Genomic DNA, 21,161 nt, shown 5'->3' with positions numbered 1-21,161 from the left:
AGAGGTACGGAAAAGATGCGAATTAAGTGGTCATTTGTTTCGATGACTGCATGTCAATAAAAGTGTTTATTGTAGTTCAAGTTTTGAACGAAGATGGATTGTTTCAGATGCCAACGATTAATCAGTTGATTCGTAAGCCAAGAAAAAAACAGATCTCCAAGAGTAAAACTCCTCTGCTGGAAGGTTGTCCGCAGAAGCGTGGGGTCTGTCTGCAGGTGAAAACCGTCACCCCGAAAAAGCCGAACTCCGCCTTGCGTAAAGTGGCTCGTGTCCGTCTTTCCAACGGGAAAGAACTGACAGCTTATATTCCGGGTGAAGGTCACAACCTGCAGGAGCACTCGATTGTGCTGGTGCGTGGTGGTCGTGTCCGCGACTTGCCGGGTGTTCGCTACAAGGTCATCCGTGGTGTTCTGGATACACTGGGCGTGAATGATCGTCGTCAGGCACGCAGCCGTTACGGTACCAAGCGTCCTAAGTAAGCCTTGGTTTCAATACTTACATTTAATATTTGATCACATTTGTCGGTGTTCTGTCGGGGCACTGAAATTACTGTCAGAGGAAAAGTTGGAATGGGCAAGAAGTTTACAGCCAGTGCGACTCAGCTGAAGCCAGATCCGCGGTTCAATTCGCTGCTGGCTTCCAAGTTTGTTAACTGCCTGATGCACGATGGCAAGAAGAGCGTTGCTCAAAACGTCTTTTATGATGCCTTGGAGCGTATCAAGGAAAAGGTTCCCGATGTTGAGCCGATCGAGGTCTTTACGCAGGCTGTAGAGAACGTAAAGCCCAGCGTGGAAGTTCGATCCAAACGCGTCGGTGGTGCGACTTACCAGGTTCCCACTCCCGTGAATCCCAAGCGTCAGCAGACCCTGGCGATTCGCTGGATTCTGGCAGCAATTCGTGGCAAGAAGGGACGTCCGATGGAAGTTCGTCTGGCCGATGAAATCATGTCCGCTCATAAGAAAGAGGGGACAGCCATGACAACACGTGAGAATATTCATCGAATGGCTGAAGCGAACAAGGCATTTGCTCACTTCGCCTTCTCACGCTAAGGCAAGTTAATCGATCATTAAGACGCACTGGTATGGCTCTCGCGCCATTACTTTGTGCGTCTTTTTTTTTGATACCGGGCGTACGTGGAAAAAGTAAGATCTGGTTTGTGTGAGTTGGATTTCAGGCAGAAGCGGTGTGTTGCTGTCTGAATGGTGTGTTGGCAATTTTGTGAATGGGATGAACAGGGTAAGATGTCAGCTTCAATAGATCATATCAGAAACATCGGGATCATTGCTCATATTGACGCCGGTAAGACGACGACCACGGAGCGCATTCTGTATTACGCAGGTGTTGTGCACAGGCCCGGTGGTGTCGATGAAGGTACCACGGCGACCGACTTTGATGAAGAAGAGGCGAAGCGAGGGATTACGATCTACTCGGCGGCGATTACCTGTCATTGGAAAGGGTATTCGATCAATATCATCGACACGCCGGGGCACGTCGATTTTACGGCCGAGGTGGAGCGGAGTCTGCGTGTGCTGGACGGTGCTGTGGTGGTATTCAGTGCGATGGAAGGTGTCGAGGCGCAGAGCGAAACGGTCTGGCGGCAGGCGGATAAGTACAACGTGCCCCGCATCTGTTTCATCAATAAGATGGATCGCATCGGTGCCAGTTTCAATCGCACGTTTGAAGAGATTAAGCGTCGTCTGCGCGCCAACCCGGTGGCATTGCAGATACCGATCGGGGAAGGCAGTACCTCCACGGGGGTTTCGTTTGAAGGCGTGATTGATCTGATCAAAATGAAATCGCTTTACTATGACAAGGATTCGATGGGCTCCAGTTTTGAGGTCCGGGAGATTGCTGACGAGTATCTGGAGCAGGCCCAGGAGTGGCGCTGCAAGATGCTGGAGGCTGTCGCTGAGCTGGACGAGAAGGTGCTGGAGCAGTATTACGAGACAGAAGATATTCCGGAGGCAGAACTGCTGCGTCTGTTGAGGGAGGCGACATTGCGGGGGGATCTGCAGCCAACGTTTTGTGGTTCTTCTCTGAATTTTATCGGCGTGCAGCCGGTACTGGATGCAGTGGGCGAATTTCTGCCCAGTCCGCTGGATCGGCCTCCTGTCGAAGGGATTAATCCTCAGCCCAAAAAGCGGGGTGGTGAAGCTGGAGAACCGGAAACGCGGGCGACTTCAGTGGATGAGCCTATGTGTGGGCTGGTGTTTAAGATTCAGACAGACAAGCATGGCGATTTATGTTTTATCCGTGTTTACTCGGGACAATTGAAGAGTGGGACGCGGTTGCTCAATGCACGAACTGGCAAGAAGGAGTTGATCAGTCAGCTCTGGCGGGTGCATGCCGACTCGCGGGAAAAAGTAGAAACGGACAGTATTGATGCAGGTGATATTGCCGGTGTGATCGGGCCGAAAGATGCCGTTACCGGTGATACGTTGTGTGATATTAAGCATCCGATATTGCTGGAAAGTATTTCGTTTCCTGAGACAGTAATTTCGATGGCAGTGGAGCCTGAGTCGAGTGCGGATCGAAAAAAACTGGAAGAGACCCTGGTGAAGCTGTCTCGTCAGGATCCGACATTTAAGGCGATTCCCAACGAAGAGACTGGCCAGACGATTGTGTCCGGTATGGGTGAATTGCATCTGGAAGTATTGCGAAACCGGATGCAGAAAGAATTCAATTTGAGCGTGCGTGTGCACAAGCCTCGCGTCAGTTATCGCGAAACCGTTTCGGCTGCTGTTGAAAAAAGGGTTGAGTTCAATCGTCCGTCAGCGAACGGGAATCTGTATTTCTGCGTGAAGTTGCGGCTGGAGCCGTTTAAGGGGGAGGTGCCGGTTTCGATTGCCAGTAAATTGAAGCCGGAAGATCTGGATCCCGGCCTGGTCAAGGTGATGATGGACACATTGCGGATGGGTGTTGACGGCGGCGGGCAGGTTGGATTTCCACTGATGAATGTGCAGTTTACCGTGCTGGAGGCGCATTCCCGTGAGGGGGAAACAAATGATGCGGCGGTTGAAGCTGCAGTTTCAGAGGCGTTGCATGGTTGCATTATGGATGCGAAAATGCAGTTGCTTGAGCCAATCATGAAGATGGAAGTCGTGACTCCCGATGAGTTTCGTGGAAATATCCAGGCAGACCTCAGTTCGCGAAATGCCAGTGTGCTGAATAGTGAGTGGCGGGGAGATTTGTGTGTGATGGAGGTTGAGTCACCGTTATCTCAGTTGTTCGGATATTCTACCCAGATTCGCAGCTTGTCGCAGGGGCGTGCTTCATTCTCCATGGAGCCTTTGAAGTATGCGCCAGCGCCTCCAAGTGTCTTAAAAGAGATGATTGGATAATTTTTGAAAAATCATGGGGTGGGTCGCTTGGTATCCAGCGGGAGAGAGTGTAACTTGTCTCCTCTGCGAAGCTGAAAACTGTAAGCAGTATTCAGATTAACAGTTGTTGATGTGCTTTCCTGGTGAAGAAGTCAGAATTTCAGAAAAAGCGTTTTAAGCTTTGGTGGGGTTGTTGACAAGCGGTGAAGGTCTCATTAGTATTGCTCGCTTCCCCGTGCGAGAATCGTATCTAAACGGGGTAAGAGACTAATTTTAAAGAAGGAAATTATTGGTGGCCGTTGCGAGTCAAGAGCGAATTAGAATTCGCATGGAAGCTTATGATCACTCCGTTTTGGATCAGTCGGCAGCAGATATTGTTGATACCGCGAAGCGAACCGGTGCGATCGTGCATGGCCCTATTCCGTTGCCAACGAGAATTGAGCGATATACGGTTCTGAAGGGGCCGCATATTGACAAGAAATCTCGCGAGCAGTTTGAAATTCGGACTCATAAGCGTTTGGTTGATATTTTGTCTCCAACCGGTAAGACGATTGATGCTTTGAATAAATTGTCGTTGCCTGCTGGGGTTGATATTAAAATTAAGGCGTCCGCTGGCGGAAACTAGTCTTTTATCGGTTTTCGTTATGATGCTCGCGGTGTCGGTTTAGTGCCGGTGTCGCTTGATTGTTTAGGGGTCCAGCTTTTAGCTGGTGGTGCTATGCTTTCTGCTGCCTTTAGTGGCGGTGTTCATGGAAGCTTTGTTCCCGTTGTTTAAGGGTGATGAGTATGCCTGTCGGTCTGCTGGGTAAAAAGGTCGGAATGACGCAAATTTATGATGACGGGGTTATGGTCCCGGTCACTGTGATTCAGGCTGGTCCTTGCCATGTCCTCCAGGTGCGTACTTTGGACACGGATGGGTACGAGGCGGTTCAGGTTGGTTTTGAAGATAAACCACGCCGATTGGCCGCTCGTAGTGAGCGTGGTCATGTGGCGGCACTGGACAGCAAGCGTCAGAAGAAGCGAGCAGAGTCCGGTGTGGCTGTTGTTGATAAAGCAGGTTGCGAACCCAAACGGTTTGTAAAAGAATTTCGCACCGATGGTGAAGACCATGGCTGCGAAGTCGGTGGTGAGCTGACGGTGTCCGTCTTCGCTGATGTGCCTTTCATTGATGTGATTGGTACCAGCAAGGGGCGTGGCTTCGCCGGTGTAATGAAAAGACATAATTTCTCAGGCCAGCGGGCCACTCACGGTGTGAAGCGTGTGCATCGGCATGGTGGTTCTATTGGTATGAGTGCCGATCCTTCGCGTGTTCTTAAGGGGACGCGAATGGGTGGTCGATATGGTGGCAAGCAGATCACTGTCAGGCATTTGAAAGTGGTTCGGGTTGATGAGGAGAACGGCGTTCTCCTGGTCCGGGGTGCTGTGCCAGGCCCGAATGGGGGCGATCTGGTGATTCGTCATACTAACAAGTATTAGTTTTTTGAGTGTTTGAAGTACTTAGTGTAGTTCTGCCTTATATAAATGGTGTCGAAATGATTTCTGTTGCAATTCAAGATAAAGCTGGCAAAGAAGTGGGCAAGTATGAATTTGAGTCCACGGAATTAGCCAATGGAATCAATCGCCAGTTGCTGCATGACGTGGTCGTGATGTATGAGGCGAACAAGCGAATTGGTTCTTCAAAGACTAAGAGTCGCGGTATGGTTGTTGGTAGTACCAAGAAGCTGTATCGTCAGAAAGGAACCGGGCGGGCCCGAGCTGGTGCTTCCCGGACTCCTGTCAGACGTGGTGGTGGTCATACTTTTGCGAAGACTCCAAAAGACTGGAGTTATCGTCTGCCTAAGAAGGCTGTTAAGCTGGCAACCCGGATGGCAATTTTGAGCAAATTTGAGGATGAGCAGGTAACGCTGATTGATGAGCTGGCGTTGCAGGCTCCAAAGACAAAAGAAGTCGCAGGCGTGCTGAAGGCACTGGGGTTGTCCAGTACCAGTTGTCTGTTGACGGTTGAAGGGCATGATCCTGTGGTATGGAAATCTGCTCGCAATATTGCAGGGGTACAGGTTTCACCTGCAAGCGACCTGAATGCTTATGATGTTCTGCATCAGCGGCAGATGGTTCTGACAAAGTCAGCCCTGGATCGGTTGCTTGGTCGGGTTGAAGAATAGTTTACAGGGTTTTCAGTTTAGTCATCCAGTCTGAGTATTGAGGTTAGTTGTTATGTCGGATGGTTCAAAAAAAGGCGTTCAGCTGGAGCCGTATCAGGTCGTCATCCGGCCATTGGTGACAGAAAAAGGGACTCACCTGTCTGAGTCTTTTAATGCATACACGTTTGTGGTTGATAAGTCTGCCACAAAAACAGATATCAAAAAAGCCGTGTCTGAGCTGTGGAATGTGCGGGTGATTGGAGTTCGCACACAGAATCGAGGCGGTAAGCCACGGCGGCATAAGTATAAAGTTGGTTATACAAAATCGTGGAAGAAGGCGATTGTTGAACTGCATGAGGATGATCGTATTTCATTCTTTTAAGCCTTATTTTGTGTAGGGGTCAGTCAAAGCAATTCGTGATCTGGTTTTGAAGCCAATAAAGTAATTGAGGAACTAAATTATGGGAATCCGATTCTACAAGCCAGTAACGCCAGGTCGGCGTGGTGCGTCGGTGAGCGATTTTGCGGCGATTACAGATCGTAAAAAAGCTCCTGAGAAATCCCTGCTGGTGCGATACAAGAAAAAAGGTGGACGGAATAACCAGGGCGTAATCACTGCTCGTCACCGTGGTGGTGGACACAAGCGGATGTATCGTCTGATTGACTTTCGTCGTAACAAAGATGGTGTACCAGCCAAGGTAAATGGGATTGAATACGATCCGAACCGTTCAGCGCGGATTGCCCTGCTGCACTATGTCGATGGAGAAAAGAGATACATTCTGGCTCCGGAAGGCTTGAAAGCCGGTGACACTGTTGTCAGTGGAGAAAAGGTAGAACCAAACGTCGGGAACTGCATGCCTATGTCAAGCATTCCCCTGGGTTCAACAATACATAATGTGGAGATGCAACCTGGTCGTGGTGGTCAGCTCTGTCGCAGTGCTGGTACCTCTGCCGTGTTGAATGCTCGTGAAGAAAACTGGGCACAGGTGACTCTGCCATCCGGCGAAGTACGTCGTATTCCCAGTTCCTGCCGGGCAACAATTGGCGAAATTGGAAACTCGGAACATACAAAAGTGGTCCTGGGTAAAGCGGGTCGTAAACGCTGGTTGGGGCGTCGTCCTCATGTGCGTGGTACCTGTATGAACCCGGTTGCTCACCCGATGGGTGGTGGTGAAGGTCGTAATTCAGGCGGTCGTCATCCCTGTAGTCCGACTGGTAAGCTTGCCAAAGGTGGAAAGACCAGAAAGAGGAAAAAGGCTTCTTCAAAGGCGATCATCCGACGTCGTAAGTCACGTCGTTATGGTCAGCTGAAGCTCTGATTTCGTTTTTTAATTTTAATTTACAGTATAACTATCTGTTTTCGATAATTGAGGACAAGTTTTATGGGTCGCTCTCTGAAAAAAGGGCCATATGTTGACGTTAAACTTCTTAAGAAGATTGAGAAGTTGAACGAGTCGGGTAAAAAGACACCGATCAAAACATGGGCTCGTGCTTCAACGATTGCTCCGGAGTTTGTAGGTCATACATTCCTGGTGCATAACGGGCGCGCTCACTTAAACGTGTATGTAACGGAAGAAATGGTCGGGCATAAGCTGGGTGAATTCTCGCTGACTCGAAACTTCCGCGGCCATACGATGAAGAAAAAATAAGCGTTTGTGTTTGTTGTTGTTGCGGCTGTAAAAGCCGATAACCGATAGAATTATGCAATAGTTGAAGTGGAGTAATTGTCATGGGGCAAGTTCGAGCAATGCATCGATTTGCACGAATATCAGCAACAAAGGTTCGTCCTTTTGCAGACCTGGTTCGAGGTATGACTGCTTCAGAAGGTTTGGATTCGTTGAAATACATTCCAAACCGGGGAGCACGTTTTCTTGAGAAGGTTATCAAGAGTGCAATGGCGAATGCTGAAGACAAGGGTGCTCGCAATGTAGAAGGTTTGAAAATCACTGAAGCCCGCGTTGATGGCGGTCCGATGTTCAAACGCATTCAGCCCCGTGCCCGAGGAATGGCCTACACGATCCGTCGTCGTATGGCTCATATTCATGTTGCTATTGAAGCTCCTGAGCTGCCTTAGTACTGACCTGATTTTTCACACAACTGTTGTCACAAATAACTGAAACTCAACCAGAAATACTTAAAGGATAACCTGTATCATGGGGCAAAAAGTTCGACCAACCGGATTTCGAGTCGGCGTGGTAGAAGACTGGAGAAGTCGGTGGTATGCCTCCAAGAAAGACTTCGGGGCACTGCTGGTTGAAGATCAGAAGGTCCGGAAGTTTATTCAGACCAAATACAAATTTGCCGGTATTCCCAAGGTCGAGATCGAACGAACTCGTGACCAGGTTGTCGTGCATTTGTTTACAGCCCGCCCGGGGATCATCATCGGTCGTAAAGGGCAGGAAGTAGATCGGTTGAAAGCAGAATTGGAAGATCTGACCGGTCGTCGGATGGAACTGAAGATTATTGAAGTTGATAATGCACTGCAAAGTGCAGCTCTGGTTGCGGAAGATATTGCTCAGCAGTTGTCTAAGCGTGGTAGCTTCCGTCGAACCATTAAACGTGCCCTGGACCAGGTAATGGAAACGGGCGTTCATGGAATTAAAATCGAGCTTTCCGGTCGATTGGGTGGAGCAGAGATGTCACGGCGTGAAAAAGCAAGCCGTGGCTCAATTCCACTCTCGACTCTGCAACGTCATGTTGACTACGGATTCCGCGAGGCACACACCACCTTCGGAGTTATCGGAGTGAAAGTCTGGATCGACCTTGGTGATTATTCAGATGAGGAGAATCGCGATGGCTCTGATGCCAAAGCGGGTCAAGCACCGCAAAAGCCAAAGAGGACGCATAAAAGGTAATGCGACACGTGGTAACACTGTTGCCTTTGGTGAATGGGGCTTACAATCTCTGGACCCTGGGCACATAACAGCACAAACCATTGAAGCCTGCCGAATTGCAGCGACACAATATGTTCGAGGTGAAGGTAAACTTTACATCCGGATCTTCCCCCAGAAGTCGGTTACATCCCGACCTCTGGAAACCCGTATGGGTAAGGGAAAAGGGGAACCGGATCACTGGGTTGCCGTCATTAAGCCGGGCACTGTGTTGTTCGAACTGGCTGGCGTTTCGCATGAAGCAGCTAAACGCTGTTTCGCGCGAGTTGCACACAAGTTGCCAGTAAATGTAAAGCTGATTCAACGTCGGCCTTCCATTTAAACTGGTTGATTACTGGTTATTATCATTTACATCACTTCGGTCCTGTCAGCCTGATGCTGACAGATCGAAAAACATCATTGGGTTTTACTGATGACCAAAGCGAGTGAATTACGCGAGATGAATGACGAGCAATTGTCTTTCGCTCTGCAGGAAACACAAAAAGAGTTGTTTCAGTTGCGGTTCCAGGCAGCAACGGAGCGGCTTGATGCACCTAGTAACATTAAGCGGCTCCGACGCGAGATTGCCCGTATTCAGACAATCCGTCGTGAACGTGAATTAAGTCAGCAGAATAATGCTTAAGCAGGCTCGTTAAGGTAAGAAAATGCGAAAAATACTGACAGGCACCGTAGCCAGTTCGAAAATGGACAAGACTTTACGAGTCGAAATTCAGCGACGATACCGTCATCCTATTTACGGTAAAACCGTTCGTGGCCGGACTGTCTGCCATGTGCATGATGAAAAAAATGAAGCACAGGAAGGGGACACCGTCGAAATTGTCGAAAGTCGCCCCCGTTCAAAAACAAAACGTTGGGATTTGATCCGGGTTGTCGAGAAGAAGCAGGACTGATTTCGTCCAGCACTTCTGAGATTTCGGGTTCATTTAATAATACAAAGACAAAGATCAGGTAGACCTCATCTTTTGGTTGATAAGGAACAGGCAAAGCCATGATTCAGATGCAAACCGATCTGGATGTATGTGATAATTCGGGTGCCAAAGTTGCGCGCTGCATTAAAGTGCTGGGCGGAACCGGGCGACGAACTGCTGAAGTAGGCGACGTCATTGTCGTCAGCATCCAGAAAACTCTGGCTGGCAGTAACATTAAAAAAGGTCAGGTATTACGTGGCGTGATTGTTCGGACCAGGTATCCCTGCCGTCGCGATGATGGCAGTTATGTTCGGTTCGACCGGAATGCAATGGTTTTAATCGATGGCGAGGGCAATCCTCGGGGAACACGTATTTTTGGCGCAGTGGCTCGAGAGCTTCGTGAACGCAAATATATGAAAATTATTAGCCTGGCAAACGAGGTAGTCTGAGAATGAAGATACGACGTGGCGATTCAGTGATTGTAATCACCGGAGCAGATGCAGGCGATACTCCCAGGCGAGTACTGCAGGTAGTTGCCGGCGGTAAAAAGCTGACCGTGGAAAATGTGAATCGGGTTTTCAAGCACGTGAAACGTGGTCATCCCAAGAGTCCTCAAGGGGGACGTCTTGAAGTGGAAATGCCGATCGATATTTCGAACGTGAAGTTTTATTGTGAAGCCTGTAGTTCAGCATCCCGAGTTGGTTATCGCTATACAGCTGATGGCAGCAAGGAACGATTCTGTAAGAAGTGTAGTGCATCGCTGGGGGCAATCAGCCCTGCGAACGCAAAATACCAGAAACAATAATCAGATTTTGTAGTTTTCAGTAAGGAAGATTGTTCCGAGAGTTCGGCCAGTCTGAAGCAAAACAATGGCAATACCAACATTATTAAAACAATATCGTGAAGAGATTGTACCAGCCCTGAAAGAACAACTGGGTCGTACCAATGTGCATTCACTGCCACAGATTGAAAAGGTGGTAATCAGCATGGGGATCGGTGCAGCCAACCAGGATCGGAAACGCCTGACCGAAGCTGCAGATCACATGACATTACTGGCTGGTCAGAAATCTCAGATTACACGTGCCCGTCAGTCTGTCGCCGGTTTCAAACTGCGTGAAGGTCAGGAAATTGGTTGCCGGGTGACTCTGCGTGGAAACCGGATGTATGAATTTCTGGAACGCCTGATTTCACTGGCTCTGCCTCGTGTACGCGACTTCCGCGGGATCAACCCGAAAGCCTTCGATGGCAGAGGAAACTACAGCCTGGGCCTGAATGAATCACTGGTCTTTCTGGAAATTGATCCGGATTCCGTAAAAAATACACAGGGTATGAATATTACGATCGTCACCACAGCTTCTAACAATGAAGAAGGATTTCTTCTGTTAAAAGAGCTGGGAATGCCGTTCCGTAAATAACCCGTTTTGAATTGTCTATACAAATAATAACAGTATCACCTGAATGGTAGATTGTCGGAGAATTATAGTGAGGGTAGCCAGCTAATGATGACAGACCCTATTGCAGATATGCTGACACGAATTCGTAATGCACTGCAGATTGAACGGCCTTTTGTTGATATTCCTGCTTCCAATATCAAGGTTGCCATTGCCGGTGCCTTGCAGCGGGAAGGTTACATCTGGGACTTTGAAGTGATCGAAAACAGTCCGCAGAACATTTTACGGGTGAATCTGAAATACGGTCCCAACGGGGAACGCGTCATTCAGAAGATCTACCGTGAAAGTAAACCTGGTCGTCGTAATTACCAGGACCTGCGATCCATGCCGGAAGTTCTGCAGGGACTGGGAGTCAGCATTCTTTCGACCAGCAAGGGTGTTCTGAGCAATCGTGAAGCAAAACAACAGGGTGTCGGCGGCGAATTACTCTGCACTATCTGGTAGTATCGATGTTTATCCAGGCGGGCGAACCTTGTTCTGCTGCCTTTAATTTAACTGGAATTTGAAGTTATGTCTCGAATCGGTAAAAAGCCAGTTCCCGTTGCTGCTGGAGTGGAAGTCAAAGTTGACGACACCTCGATTTCCGTCAAGGGAAAACATGGTGATCTGTCCTTTGCATTTCATCCATCAATGACGGTTGAACTTGATTCGGAAACGAATGAAATTAATGTGATTCGTCCTGATGATTCCCGCCAGAGCCGTGCTCTGCATGGTCTGACCCGGGCGTTGATTGCCAATATGGTTCAGGGTGTAGAAACTCCGTTTGTACGGAAACTGGAAATTCAGGGTGTTGGTTACCAGGCCTCTCTGAATGGCAGCAAGTTAAGCCTGCAGGTCGGGTTTGCCAACACGATCGTACTGGAAGTTCCAGCAGGTGTGATTTGCGAATTACCAAGCAGCACCAATATTGTCCTGACCAGTGCAGACAAGCATGCTGTCGGTCAGTTTGCAGCAAATATTCGTAGCGTACGTCCTCCGGAACCTTACAAAGGTAAGGGGATTCGTTATGAAGGTGAATATGTACGGCGTAAAGCTGGTAAGGCATTTGCTAACTAGTACAATCTTCACCTGGCTGTTTAAGCAGTCAGTCAGCGGTCTGATATTCAGGCGATACTGTTTTTGAAAAGATGACGGTAAAATGAAACTAGAAAAAACACTGAAAAAGCAGAAACAACGGCGTTCGTTCCGCATTCGCAATACGGTTCGTAAAACGGGTCGTTTACGGTTATCTGTATATCGAAGCAATAACCATATCTATGCTCAGCTGATTGATGATACAGCTGGTGTGACCCTGGTCTCCGCCAGCACGAAAGACAAAAGTCTGGCTGGAGAGATTGAGAATGGCGGAAACATTGCCGCTGCCGAAAAAGTAGGTAAGCTGATTGGCGAACGAGCTGTGGAAAAGGGGATTAAAGAAGTCGCCTTTGATCGTGGCCCTTACCGTTACCACGGGCGTGTTGCTGCCCTGGCTGATTCTGCCCGCAAAGCCGGACTGGATTTTTAATAGAGACAACACTCAATACGGGTTGGAGAAGATACCGTGTCAAAAGATGGTTCAAAGCAAACACCAGAAACAGTCATTCAAATCCGCCGTTGTGCCTGCGTGGTCAAGGGGGGACGTCGATTCAGTTTCACCGCTCTGGTTGTTGTCGGCGATAAAGAAGGTCGTGTGGGCTGGGGATATGGCAAAGCCATCGAAGTACCACTGGCAGTCGATAAAGCGGTCAAGCAGGCCAACCGCAGTATGATTAAAACAAACATAATTGAAAATACGGTACCCCACGAAGTGGTTGGCCGTTTTGGTTCTGCCCGTGTGCTGCTGTTACCCGCCCGTCCTGGTACTGGTATTATTGCCGGAGCTGGAGTTCGAGCCGTGGTCGAAGCTGCCGGTATTACTGATATTTATACAAAGAGTCGTGGTTCCAATAATCCAATCAATGTCGTGAAAGCGACCATCGATGGACTCTCAAAACTGCGAACCCGGGAAGACATTGCACGTTTGAGAGGAGTAGAAGTCTAATGATTATTGATGACGTCCATCGCGGAATAAAAAAGAATAAGAAAAAGAAGCGTGTTGGCCGTGGACCTGGTTCCGGTCACGGTAAAACTTCCACCCGTGGTGAAAACGGTTACGGAAGCCGCTCTGGTTCCTCTCGTCGTACCAGCTTTGAAGGGGGACAGACTCCCTTGGCAATGCGGGTTGCAAAACGGGGCTTCAATAACAAGCAGTTCGCGAAAAAAGTCGCTGTTGTCAATGTGGCTACTTTAGAGCAGGCATTTGAAGCAGGGGCAGAAATTACCCCAGAAGTGCTGGCTGAAAAAGGTCTGGCCAAAGGTCGTTTCGATCAGGTGAAAATCCTGGGGAACGGAGACCTGACCAAAAAGTTCACTGTATCCGCTCACCTGTTTTCTGCGTCTGCTGAATCTAAGATTCAGGCAGCTGGCGGAACTGTCAGTCGCGTTTTGTCATAAGTAATTTCATTCAAGGACTTGATCTCAGCAGTTAAGAATACGATTCCCCTTTTCTTGCGGATTCGCTAAAATCCACAGCAAAGTTTTAAATCAATGCCTGCTGAATTATGACACAAAGGATCGCTACTTATGCTCGGTAAATTATTAGTTCTGTTCAAAATTCCCGAGCTTCGTAAAAAAATTGTCCTGACGCTGGGGCTGTTGGCCATTTACCGGATGGGTTTCTGGATTGCTCTTCCTTTCGTCAATCAGGCACAGCTTTCAGAAACGCTGGTTGATTTACAGAGCCAGCAGGGTGGTATCGGACAGGTGATGCAGGTCATCTCCCTGTTTTCCGCTTCAAATATTGGCCAGAGTACCATCTTTGGTCTGGGCATTATGCCTTATATCTCTGCTTCGATTATCTTCCAGTTGATGGGGACGGTCTATCCACCCCTTGAGCGACTCCAGAAAGAAGGAGAAGCGGGACGGAAGAAAATTAATGAATATACACGTTATGCAACGGTTGTAATCTGTCTGGTACAGAGTTTTTTCTGGATTCGTACGCTGGCCGGCGGGTTTGGCTCGGGTACCAGTCTGATTCTGGATGGGTACCAGGGATTATATTTCCAGATTGTGGCCACCATTACCATGACCACGGGAACAGTCTTCCTGATGTGGATTGGTGAGCAGATTGATGCCTACGGCATTGGTAACGGGATCAGTCTGCTGATTATGGCGGGTATTCTGGCCCGGATGCCTCAAGCTGGCTGGAGTCTGATTGAGCCTGCCTTCGAAAAGGGGATCGCTCTGGGTACCGATACCGGGATCGACCGCCTGTTGATTCTGGCACTGGTGTTTGTGTTTGTGGTGGTCTGGGTGATTGCCATTACCCAGGGACAGCGTCGCATTCCCATTCAGTCAGCCAAGCATGTACGCGGTCGCCGGGTTTCCGGTGGTCAGCGTCAGTCACTGCCATTACGCGTCAACCAGGCTGGTGTCATGCCAATCATCTTCGCTTCCAGTCTGCTGATGTTCCCCTACTTTTTATTCCATGGCTTAAGCCAGTACTTTTCCACCTCTGCCTTCTGGGCCATGCTTGATGAAGCATTCCAGCCGATGAGTCGTGGATTTGTTTACACAATGTCTTATGTGGTCTTGATTTACTTCTTCTGCTACTTCTGGACGGCGATTACATTTAATCCCAAGGATATGGCAGAAAACCTGAAAGATTATGGTTCGTTTATCCCCGGTTATCGTCCAGGGGCTCGAACAGCCGCTTATCTGGAGCAGGTGATGGTTCGTATTACCTATGTAGGTGCCGCGTTCCTGTCACTGGTTGCGATTATTCCCACGCTGGTGTCCACCTGGTTAGGGGTCGACTTCCTGGTGGCGAGTTTTTACGGTGGAACCGGATTACTGATTGTGGTTTCCGTGGTGCTGGATCTGGTCAATAAAATTGACAGTCACCTGGTGATGCGAAACTACTCAGGATTACTGGAGAGCGATCTGTAAAGATTAAACGGGTGAGTCATGGCGAAATTCACCAAAAAAGGTGCGTTTCGCTTGTCGATTCACGTTCGCGGCGTTTATAATTTCCTGATTCGCTCCGCTTCGGAAATTGTACAGGTTTGATATGAAGCCGGAGTTTGCTCATTTTATGGGCGCAATTAATTAAATTTACACGAGTTACATTCAGCGGGAACCTGATTTTCGCCAGTAGTGAGCTCGATTATATCGTGAACCAAAGTTAGATAGAGAAGTCGTAGTACGATGAAAGTCCGAGCCAGTGTTAAGCGGATTTGTGAAAACTGTAAAGTCATTCGGCGAAAAGGGCGGGTCTATGTGATCTGCTCTTCCAACCCGCGCCATAAACAGCGTCAGGGTTAATCGTCTCGAATTCAGTTTCATTGATTTGACTTCAGTTTTTAAATCCAGCGGAGTGAACTAAAAATGCCACGTATTCTCGGTGTTGATATTCCGAACGAAAAGCCTGTTTATGTTTCCCTGACCTACCTGTATGGAATCGGAAAAGTAACCGCGCTAGATATCTGCCACAAGTTAAACATCAATCCTCAGTTGAAAGCCAAAGATCTGACCGACGATGAGTTGAGCCGGATCGTGAATATGCTGGATACCGACTATTCCGTCGAAGGTCAGTTGCGTCGAGCTACGACTCAGGATATTGCCCGACTGCGAGATATCCAGTCTTATCGTGGCATACGTCATCGTCGTGGCCTGCCGGTTCGCGGACAGAATACACAAACCAACGCCCGTACCCGTAAAGGTGGTAAGAAGACCGTTGCCGGTAAAAAGGGTGTTAAGGATGCCCGTCACTAGGCCGTTGAATCCCCTGGGTTCCGTTGCCTGTGTCAAGCGAAGAATAAGATCAGACCGAGGTCGTTGTCAGTTGCGGCGACCTGAGATTAAAACATCCCAAATCATGAGTTTCAGTTTCTGAGTTTAAGCAGACAGAAACATCAGGAGTAGCAGAGTGGCTAAAGTCAAACGAAAAAAAGTGAAACGTCACATCACAAAAGCGGTTGCTTACATCAAAGCAACGTTTAACAACACCACAGTCACAATCACCGACCTGAATGGTGATGTGCTCTGCTGGGCGACTGCTGGAACTTCGGGTTTCAAAGGCAGCCGCAAGAGCACTCCTTTTGCAGCCCAGCGGGCCGCAGAAATCTGTGCTGAAAAAGCATCCAAGTTCGGTGTGAAAGAAATGGAAATTCGTGTTAAAGGACCAGGTTCCGGACGCGAAAGTGCCATCACCGGTTTGCAGACAGCAGGCATCTCGATCCGTGCGATCGAAGATATCACCCCGCTGCCACACAATGGCTGTCGTCCCCCGAAAAAACGACGTGTCTGAACCAGCACTTCTGGTAACATCGCGAGCCGCTTTAGCAGCCGCAACAAATTTGGATTTAAAATAACTGGAACATCGATCTGACATCATGTTCTATTGACTGTGTTCTTTGGAGATTATTTCAATGCGAATCCGTTGGCGAGGACTGGAATTACCAAGCCGTGTCATCCCTGATCGGGACTCAATGACATCAACTTATGGTATGTTTGTAGCCGAACCATTCGAGCGTGGATTCGGTGCAACCATTGCCAACAGTCTGCGACGAATCCTGCTTTCCAGCCTGGAAGGTAGCTCGGTAACCCGCGTGAAAATTCAGGGTGTGCAGCACGAATTCACGACGATCCCCGGTGTCGTGGAAGACATCACTGAGATCTGTCTGAACCTGAAATCTCTGATCGTCAAAAACTCCAGCTCCACCTCCAAGACTCTGCGTATTGAAAAGCACGAGCGGGGTGTTGTGACGGGCGCTGATGTTATCACTGACGATCAGGTTGAAGTTATCAACAAAGACCTGGTGATTGCCACCATGACCGATGATGTTCCCCTTAACATGGAACTGACCATCGAGAACGGCCGCGGATATTCACCTGCTTCGGAACATGCCCAGCATGATTCAGAAGTAGGCGTAATTCCACTGGATGCCACTTTCTCACCTGTCGTGCGTGTGCGTTACAAAATCGAAGATACCCGTGTTGGTCAGCGTACCAACTACGACAAGCTGATCCTGGAGATCTGGACCAACGGAACTGTCAAGCCTGACATGGCTCTGGTAGAAGCTTCCAAGATTCTCCGTAAGCACTTGAATCCCTTTATTACCTACCGCGAGCCCGGCCCGGAAATGCCGCCCGAAGGTGGTCTCAAGGGAATGCTGGATACGACCGGTTACGCTCCGATCGACCTGGAACTGGAAGAAAAACTCAACCAGAGCCTGGCCGAGCTGAACCTGTCCGTACGTGCGACCAACTGTCTGGAATCGGAAGGGATCAATACCGTCCGCGACCTGGTAGGAAAATCAGAAGATCATTTATTACATGTCCGTAACTTTGGGGAAACCACTCTGGTTGAAGTTCGTGAAAGACTGAACCAGATTGGCCTGCGTCTGGGAATGAAGATCCCCAGCTCTTCCTCACAATCGCGTTAATCACTATTGGTTATCGTGTTGCCAGAATAGAATCAACGAGTCTTTTACTCTCAGCAATCAGAATAATTCAGAGTTAAGTCATGCGACACCGAATGAGAGGCCGAAAACTAGGCCGCAATGCATCACACCGTAAGGCTATGTTCCGCAATATGGCGGTGAGCCTCATTAAGACCGTCCGGATTGATGAGGAAGCAGAAAACGCACCTAAGGTTTCTGGTCGTATTACTACGACCGTACAGAAAGCCAAAGAATTGCGACCTTTCATGGAAAAGCTGATCACACTCGGCAAGAAGGCGCAACCTCATCTGGAAAATGCAGCTCAGTACGCCACTGATGCTGAGAAGAATTCCAGTGAATGGAAGACCTGGCGTGAGTCTGAACAGTGGAACCAGTGGAACCAGGCCATGGCACCCGCATTGACTTACCGTCGTCGGGCCTTTGCCGACCTGCGTGATAATGAAGCGGTTGATATTCTGTTCAACGAACTGTCAGAACGCTTTGAAGAACGTACCGGCGGTTACACCCGCATCGTACGTCTGGCAACCGTTCGTCTGGGTGATGCCGGCGAGCAGGCCATCATTGAATTCGTTGGCGAACGCGATCGCGTGAAACCTGTTAAACGCAGCACAACACTCGATAGCGAAGCTGAAACTGCTACCGAAGAAGCTCCTGCCGACGAAACAGCCAGCGAAGAACCTGCTGCTGAAACGGAAGCAGAAGAAACAGCTGCCGCTGATGAAGCTCCTGAAGCCAGTGCTGAAGCGGCTGAAGAAGACAAAGAAAAAGAAGCGTAAACCTTCGCGGGCCGAATTCGGCTATGCGGAATTTCCGGTTCTCGCTAATATTTATAAGCTAAGAGTATTTCAAATAATCGAAAATACTCTTAGCTTTTTTTACGTATCGGTCAGACGGGTCAGCTGCCCGCGTATGAATCGTGAACCTGAACTGTGTCCAGTTTTACTGTAGTGTCTCCAGAGTCAATTGGATCGAGTACAAAAGATTGTGAGATGCTATGGTCAGACGCGTGCACTCCAGCATAGTGGTATCGTTGTAGCGGAAAGGATTCTGGCGCAGCATGTCAACGAAGCAGCCCTTTAATTTCAGTCACGCCATGTATCATCTGTGCCGTGACATAGCGCGTCGATTACCTGAGTTTCATCACGTCGACATGGATCGAATCGCGGTCGCTTTTGCGCAGGCCCGTCGTAATGTGCCTTACGGCATGCAGGCCAAGCTCACGCCACTGCGTTTCGAGAATGGTGATCTGCAAACCACCCGCTACGGCCGTAAATGGACGGTGCAGCGGATCTACCAGGATCAGCAGGAAATGTTATACATTCTGACATTTTACCTGCCTCGCTTTCTGAATCATTCCCTGGAAGAAAAGCTGATCACCGTGGTACACGAGCTGTATCACATCAGCCCGGCCTTCGACGGCGACATCCGCCGCCTGGAAGGCCACTACCACGTGCACTCTCACAGCCAGAAAGAATACGACGCCCACATGGCAGTGCTGGTGAAGCAGTATCTGAAACTGAACCCGCCACCCGAGCTGTATGCGTTTCTCAAATGCCGGTTCTCCACACTGCAGAAAAAACATGGCGGCGTCGTGGGTCTGCAGATCCCGATTCCGAAACTGATCCCCGTAGATGACGCGCGGATTGCGTAATGCTGTGAGAGCCTGCTGGCCAAAATAGAGCGGGGCTGATTCCAACCGGTTCGAAAATTGTTGCGAACAGGTACCAGATATGTGAAAATATTGATCTGTCCTGGTGTCACTACTTCACTATCTCTGCTAAACGATTTCGATCTGTATCAGTACGATTGAAGGTCAGGAGTTTGAGTATGCAGCGTTCTGGTTTCCTGTTGTCTGCGATCCTGGTTTTTATCCCTGGTGGGATGTTGCTGTATTCCAACTCGAGTGTTTGGGCAGAGGATAAACAAGCGGCTCAATCTGTTTCAGAGTCAGCAGCGACATCATGGCCCGAGCGCAGAAAAGAGATCGAACGTAAATGGCTCGATCTGCTGGGGGACTTTCCAACAGAGGTTCCCGAGCTTCGACCTGAAATGAAACAGGTTGCGCGGGAAGAGGGAATCACGCGTTATCATGTGAGTTTTCAAACGGAGCCCGATGATCGTGTGACGGCCTGGCTGTTAGTTCCGGATGCAGCACGAAAGCGTCCCACACCTGCGATTATCTGTATTCACAGCACCACATTCGGGGCTGGGAAAGACAGCACCATAGGACTGGCAGGCCGGCGGCCCCAGGATCCGCCCCGTGATCCCAAAATTGGTGTGGCTTCAGGGCTGGAGTTGGCACGACACGGTTTTGTCACGTTGAATATTGACCTGCTGACAGACGGCGAGCGAATTAAACCGGGCGAACGGGTGATGGATACCCGGGGGTTTTACCTGAAACATCCTGAATGGTCGATTGTCGGCAAAAATACGTGGGACATCATGCGCAGCGTCGACTTTCTCCAGACGCTTGATTTTGTCGATGGCAAACAGATCGGAGCGATCGGCTGGTCCCTGGGGGGACATACGGCACTGTTCGCAGCAGCATTCGAGCCCCGGATCACAGCCACCATCAGTAATGGTGGCGTGCTGGACTGGCATCGACATGTTGCTGCCTGGTCCCGAAAACCATCCAGCTGGCAGCCCTGGAAGGAAGGGGACCCTCCCTCGAAAAGTGAAGAATTAAAACGACGTTTTGGATTTTATCCCAATAGCGGCCCTTATATTTATATCAAAAAATTTCGTCCGTATATCGAGGATCAGTCGAAGCCGATTCCGGTCGATTTCGACAGTTTGATGATGATGGTAGCGCCGCGGCCCTTACTGATTATCTCCAGCGAACAGGAATTCTATCGCCATAAAATCTTTCCGAAGTGCCTGAAAGCGTTTGAGGTATATCTGAACTGGCAGGATGTGGAAGGGCTTCCCAGCGCCCTCAAAGCCCGGCAGGAGCGCCTCGGCTATGACCAGACTCTGGAGTATTATGAGACGCAGCACCGAATTGCCCCCGAACGCATCCCCGGGATGCTGAGCCAACTGGGTGCCGCCGATTGTTTCAGCTGGTTCTCTTTTCCAGGCGGACACAGTTATCCAGGCGTCGCCCGACGGTATACCTTCGCCTGGTATGACCGCTGGCTGGGACGAACTTTAGAGTAACGTGCTCGGGTCACGATGCACTTATGAAAGAGCTCCAGGGCAGCATGCGACGGATGGGGGTGGCTTCGATAAATTTCTCTTTTTCAAACTGGTTCCACTGCGCTGAATTACAAGTTGGAAGGTTTGTAGTGATCCAGGAACATGCTCACCGTGGATTTCACGACAGCCTTCTTTTGCGGTGTGGTGAGCGGGGGTTCTTTTCCAATGAGCGGCGGCCAGAAAGCAAAGGACTGGATCAGGCCAAGAAACTGCTTCGCTGCCAGAGTCGGGTCGGGCACTCGTAACTGTCCGGCTTCGTGAGTGGTCTTAAACCAGACTGCTAATTCTGCTTCGACCTGTGTGGTCTCAATCAACATTTCGCTCGCGATTTCGGGCGACTGCAAAAATCGGGAAAGTGTGACGCGTGCCAGATCCTGAAATTCTGTGGAAGTCATCAGTTCCACAGCGGTTTTGCCAATCGCTGTCAGTTGACTGGAAATCGATTTTTTCGGATCAAAGTCGAATTCTTTCATGATCTGGCAGCGAGACATGAGTTCAGCGACAATCGCGGCAAACAGTTCTTCCTTGCTGGGAAAATGATTGTAAACCGTTCTTTTGGAAACAGATGCGACTTCTGCGATTCGGTCCATACTGGTGTTGTCGTAACCCTGGTGCTTCCACTCTGAAACAGCAGCTTCCATAATCGCAGCGCGCTTCCGGTCTGTCAGTCTTGTTTTGTTTCCGGAGGTTTGATTCATAAAAAGTACACTTTGTGGTTTACTCTTCTGACAATATAATTACACTGCACAGTGTAGTTTACTTGCGATTCAATT

General features: G+C 49.3%; 30 protein-coding genes and 1 pseudogene. 30 read left to right on the top strand and 1 reads right to left on the bottom strand.

Annotated elements, in window-relative coordinates; translation table 11 throughout:
- Positions 1–107: 107 nt before the first annotated feature.
- The 30 genes and pseudogenes from rpsL (at position 108) to GmarT_RS26895 (ending at position 20,349) form a co-directional block, all read left to right on the top strand.
- Positions 108–479: a 30S ribosomal protein S12 gene (gene rpsL / locus GmarT_RS27040; protein WP_002649821.1), complete on the top strand. Its 372-nt coding sequence runs from the start codon at positions 108–110 to the stop codon at positions 477–479.
- A 90-nt stretch (positions 480–569) separates the two neighbouring features.
- Entirely contained in the window at positions 570–1,049 is a 480-nt protein-coding gene (gene rpsG / locus GmarT_RS27035; protein WP_002649822.1) for a 30S ribosomal protein S7, read from the top strand.
- Between the two features lie 192 nt (positions 1,050–1,241).
- Positions 1,242–3,341, top strand: a complete 2,100-nt coding sequence (fusA, locus tag GmarT_RS27030; RefSeq protein ID WP_149303469.1) for an elongation factor G — start codon at positions 1,242–1,244, stop codon at positions 3,339–3,341.
- Positions 3,342–3,612: 271 nt separating this feature from the next.
- Positions 3,613–3,945, top strand: a complete 333-nt coding sequence (gene rpsJ, locus GmarT_RS27025; protein ID WP_002649712.1) for a 30S ribosomal protein S10 — start codon at positions 3,613–3,615, stop codon at positions 3,943–3,945.
- 161 nt (positions 3,946–4,106) lie between these two features.
- Positions 4,107–4,796, top strand: a complete 690-nt coding sequence (rplC, locus tag GmarT_RS27020; RefSeq protein ID WP_002649713.1) for a 50S ribosomal protein L3 — start codon at positions 4,107–4,109, stop codon at positions 4,794–4,796.
- 56 nt (positions 4,797–4,852) lie between these two features.
- Positions 4,853–5,482: a 50S ribosomal protein L4 gene (gene rplD / locus GmarT_RS27015; protein WP_002649714.1), complete on the top strand. Its 630-nt coding sequence runs from the start codon at positions 4,853–4,855 to the stop codon at positions 5,480–5,482.
- Positions 5,483–5,534: 52 nt separating this feature from the next.
- Entirely contained in the window at positions 5,535–5,843 is a 309-nt protein-coding gene (gene rplW, locus GmarT_RS27010) for a 50S ribosomal protein L23 (protein WP_002649715.1), read from the top strand.
- A gap of 79 nt (positions 5,844–5,922) precedes the next feature.
- Positions 5,923–6,780 carry a 50S ribosomal protein L2 gene (gene rplB, locus GmarT_RS27005; RefSeq protein ID WP_002649716.1) on the top strand — a complete coding sequence of 286 codons (858 nt, stop codon included), beginning with the start codon at positions 5,923–5,925 and terminating at the stop codon, positions 6,778–6,780.
- A 63-nt stretch (positions 6,781–6,843) separates the two neighbouring features.
- On the top strand, positions 6,844–7,110 hold the full coding sequence (gene rpsS, locus GmarT_RS27000; protein ID WP_002649717.1) for a 30S ribosomal protein S19: 267 nt from the start codon (positions 6,844–6,846) through the stop codon (positions 7,108–7,110).
- An 80-nt stretch (positions 7,111–7,190) separates the two neighbouring features.
- Positions 7,191–7,535 (top strand): 50S ribosomal protein L22, encoded by a 345-nt coding sequence (gene rplV, locus GmarT_RS26995; RefSeq protein WP_044240631.1) that lies wholly within the window; start codon positions 7,191–7,193, stop codon positions 7,533–7,535.
- Positions 7,536–7,614: 79 nt separating this feature from the next.
- Positions 7,615–8,316, top strand: a complete 702-nt coding sequence (gene rpsC, locus GmarT_RS26990; RefSeq protein ID WP_002649719.1) for a 30S ribosomal protein S3 — start codon at positions 7,615–7,617, stop codon at positions 8,314–8,316.
- Entirely contained in the window at positions 8,255–8,674 is a 420-nt protein-coding gene (rplP, locus tag GmarT_RS26985) for a 50S ribosomal protein L16 (RefSeq protein WP_081459651.1), read from the top strand. Before rpsC ends, rplP begins: the two co-directional genes overlap by 62 nt.
- 90 nt (positions 8,675–8,764) lie before the next feature.
- The gene (gene rpmC, locus GmarT_RS26980) at positions 8,765–8,974 is read left to right on the top strand and encodes a 50S ribosomal protein L29 (RefSeq protein WP_002649721.1); all 210 of its coding nucleotides are present in this window, start codon (positions 8,765–8,767) and stop codon (positions 8,972–8,974) included.
- 22 nt (positions 8,975–8,996) lie between these two features.
- Positions 8,997–9,230 (top strand): annotated as a pseudogene (gene rpsQ / locus GmarT_RS26975) (30S ribosomal protein S17); the annotation flags it as partial.
- A gap of 110 nt (positions 9,231–9,340) precedes the next feature.
- Positions 9,341–9,709, top strand: coding sequence for a 50S ribosomal protein L14 (rplN, locus tag GmarT_RS26970; RefSeq protein WP_002649723.1), 369 nt, complete (start codon positions 9,341–9,343; stop codon positions 9,707–9,709).
- Between the two features lie 2 nt (positions 9,710–9,711).
- Positions 9,712–10,065 (top strand): 50S ribosomal protein L24, encoded by a 354-nt coding sequence (gene rplX, locus GmarT_RS26965; RefSeq protein WP_002649724.1) that lies wholly within the window; start codon positions 9,712–9,714, stop codon positions 10,063–10,065.
- A gap of 64 nt (positions 10,066–10,129) precedes the next feature.
- Positions 10,130–10,675 carry a 50S ribosomal protein L5 gene (rplE, locus tag GmarT_RS26960; protein WP_002649726.1) on the top strand — a complete coding sequence of 182 codons (546 nt, stop codon included), beginning with the start codon at positions 10,130–10,132 and terminating at the stop codon, positions 10,673–10,675.
- 84 nt (positions 10,676–10,759) lie between these two features.
- Entirely contained in the window at positions 10,760–11,155 is a 396-nt protein-coding gene (gene rpsH, locus GmarT_RS26955; RefSeq protein ID WP_002649727.1) for a 30S ribosomal protein S8, read from the top strand.
- Positions 11,156–11,221: 66 nt separating this feature from the next.
- Complete coding sequence (gene rplF, locus GmarT_RS26950) at positions 11,222–11,767, top strand: 50S ribosomal protein L6 (protein WP_002649728.1); 546 nt, start codon at positions 11,222–11,224, stop codon at positions 11,765–11,767.
- Between the two features lie 82 nt (positions 11,768–11,849).
- Complete coding sequence (gene rplR, locus GmarT_RS26945) at positions 11,850–12,215, top strand: 50S ribosomal protein L18 (RefSeq protein ID WP_002649729.1); 366 nt, start codon at positions 11,850–11,852, stop codon at positions 12,213–12,215.
- Between the two features lie 36 nt (positions 12,216–12,251).
- Positions 12,252–12,731 (top strand): 30S ribosomal protein S5, encoded by a 480-nt coding sequence (rpsE, locus tag GmarT_RS26940; RefSeq protein WP_002649730.1) that lies wholly within the window; start codon positions 12,252–12,254, stop codon positions 12,729–12,731.
- Positions 12,731–13,183, top strand: coding sequence for a 50S ribosomal protein L15 (gene rplO / locus GmarT_RS26935; RefSeq protein ID WP_002649731.1), 453 nt, complete (start codon positions 12,731–12,733; stop codon positions 13,181–13,183). The genes rpsE and rplO overlap by 1 nt, the downstream gene beginning before the upstream one ends.
- Positions 13,184–13,312: 129 nt before the next feature.
- On the top strand, positions 13,313–14,677 hold the full coding sequence (gene secY / locus GmarT_RS26930) for a preprotein translocase subunit SecY (protein WP_002649732.1): 1,365 nt from the start codon (positions 13,313–13,315) through the stop codon (positions 14,675–14,677).
- Positions 14,678–14,935: 258 nt separating this feature from the next.
- Positions 14,936–15,052 carry a 50S ribosomal protein L36 gene (gene rpmJ, locus GmarT_RS26925; protein WP_002649734.1) on the top strand — a complete coding sequence of 39 codons (117 nt, stop codon included), beginning with the start codon at positions 14,936–14,938 and terminating at the stop codon, positions 15,050–15,052.
- A gap of 63 nt (positions 15,053–15,115) precedes the next feature.
- Entirely contained in the window at positions 15,116–15,502 is a 387-nt protein-coding gene (gene rpsM / locus GmarT_RS26920) for a 30S ribosomal protein S13 (protein WP_002649735.1), read from the top strand.
- A 154-nt stretch (positions 15,503–15,656) separates the two neighbouring features.
- Entirely contained in the window at positions 15,657–16,037 is a 381-nt protein-coding gene (rpsK, locus tag GmarT_RS26915) for a 30S ribosomal protein S11 (protein WP_002649736.1), read from the top strand.
- 121 nt (positions 16,038–16,158) lie between these two features.
- The gene (locus tag GmarT_RS26910) at positions 16,159–17,175 is read left to right on the top strand and encodes a DNA-directed RNA polymerase subunit alpha (RefSeq protein WP_149303465.1); all 1,017 of its coding nucleotides are present in this window, start codon (positions 16,159–16,161) and stop codon (positions 17,173–17,175) included.
- 80 nt (positions 17,176–17,255) lie between these two features.
- A complete protein-coding gene (locus GmarT_RS26905) occupies positions 17,256–17,969 on the top strand; it encodes a bL17 family ribosomal protein (protein WP_044236553.1) in 714 nt (237 codons plus the stop codon).
- Positions 17,970–18,250: 281 nt separating this feature from the next.
- The gene (locus GmarT_RS26900) at positions 18,251–18,844 is read left to right on the top strand and encodes a putative metallopeptidase (protein ID WP_002644436.1); all 594 of its coding nucleotides are present in this window, start codon (positions 18,251–18,253) and stop codon (positions 18,842–18,844) included.
- A 176-nt stretch (positions 18,845–19,020) separates the two neighbouring features.
- Positions 19,021–20,349: a dienelactone hydrolase family protein gene (locus tag GmarT_RS26895; RefSeq protein ID WP_002644437.1), complete on the top strand. Its 1,329-nt coding sequence runs from the start codon at positions 19,021–19,023 to the stop codon at positions 20,347–20,349.
- A gap of 107 nt (positions 20,350–20,456) precedes the next feature.
- On the opposite strand, the gene GmarT_RS26890 is transcribed toward GmarT_RS26895, so the two are convergent.
- A complete protein-coding gene (locus GmarT_RS26890; RefSeq protein WP_002644438.1) occupies positions 20,457–21,086 on the bottom strand; it encodes a TetR/AcrR family transcriptional regulator in 630 nt (209 codons plus the stop codon).
- Positions 21,087–21,161: the final 75 nt, after the last annotated feature.

This window comes from Gimesia maris (assembly GCF_008298035.1).
Lineage (GTDB): Bacteria > Planctomycetota > Planctomycetia > Planctomycetales > Planctomycetaceae > Gimesia > Gimesia maris.
The sequence above is the reverse complement of the archived record's forward strand: the minus strand, read 5'-3'. Positions and strand labels throughout refer to the sequence as shown.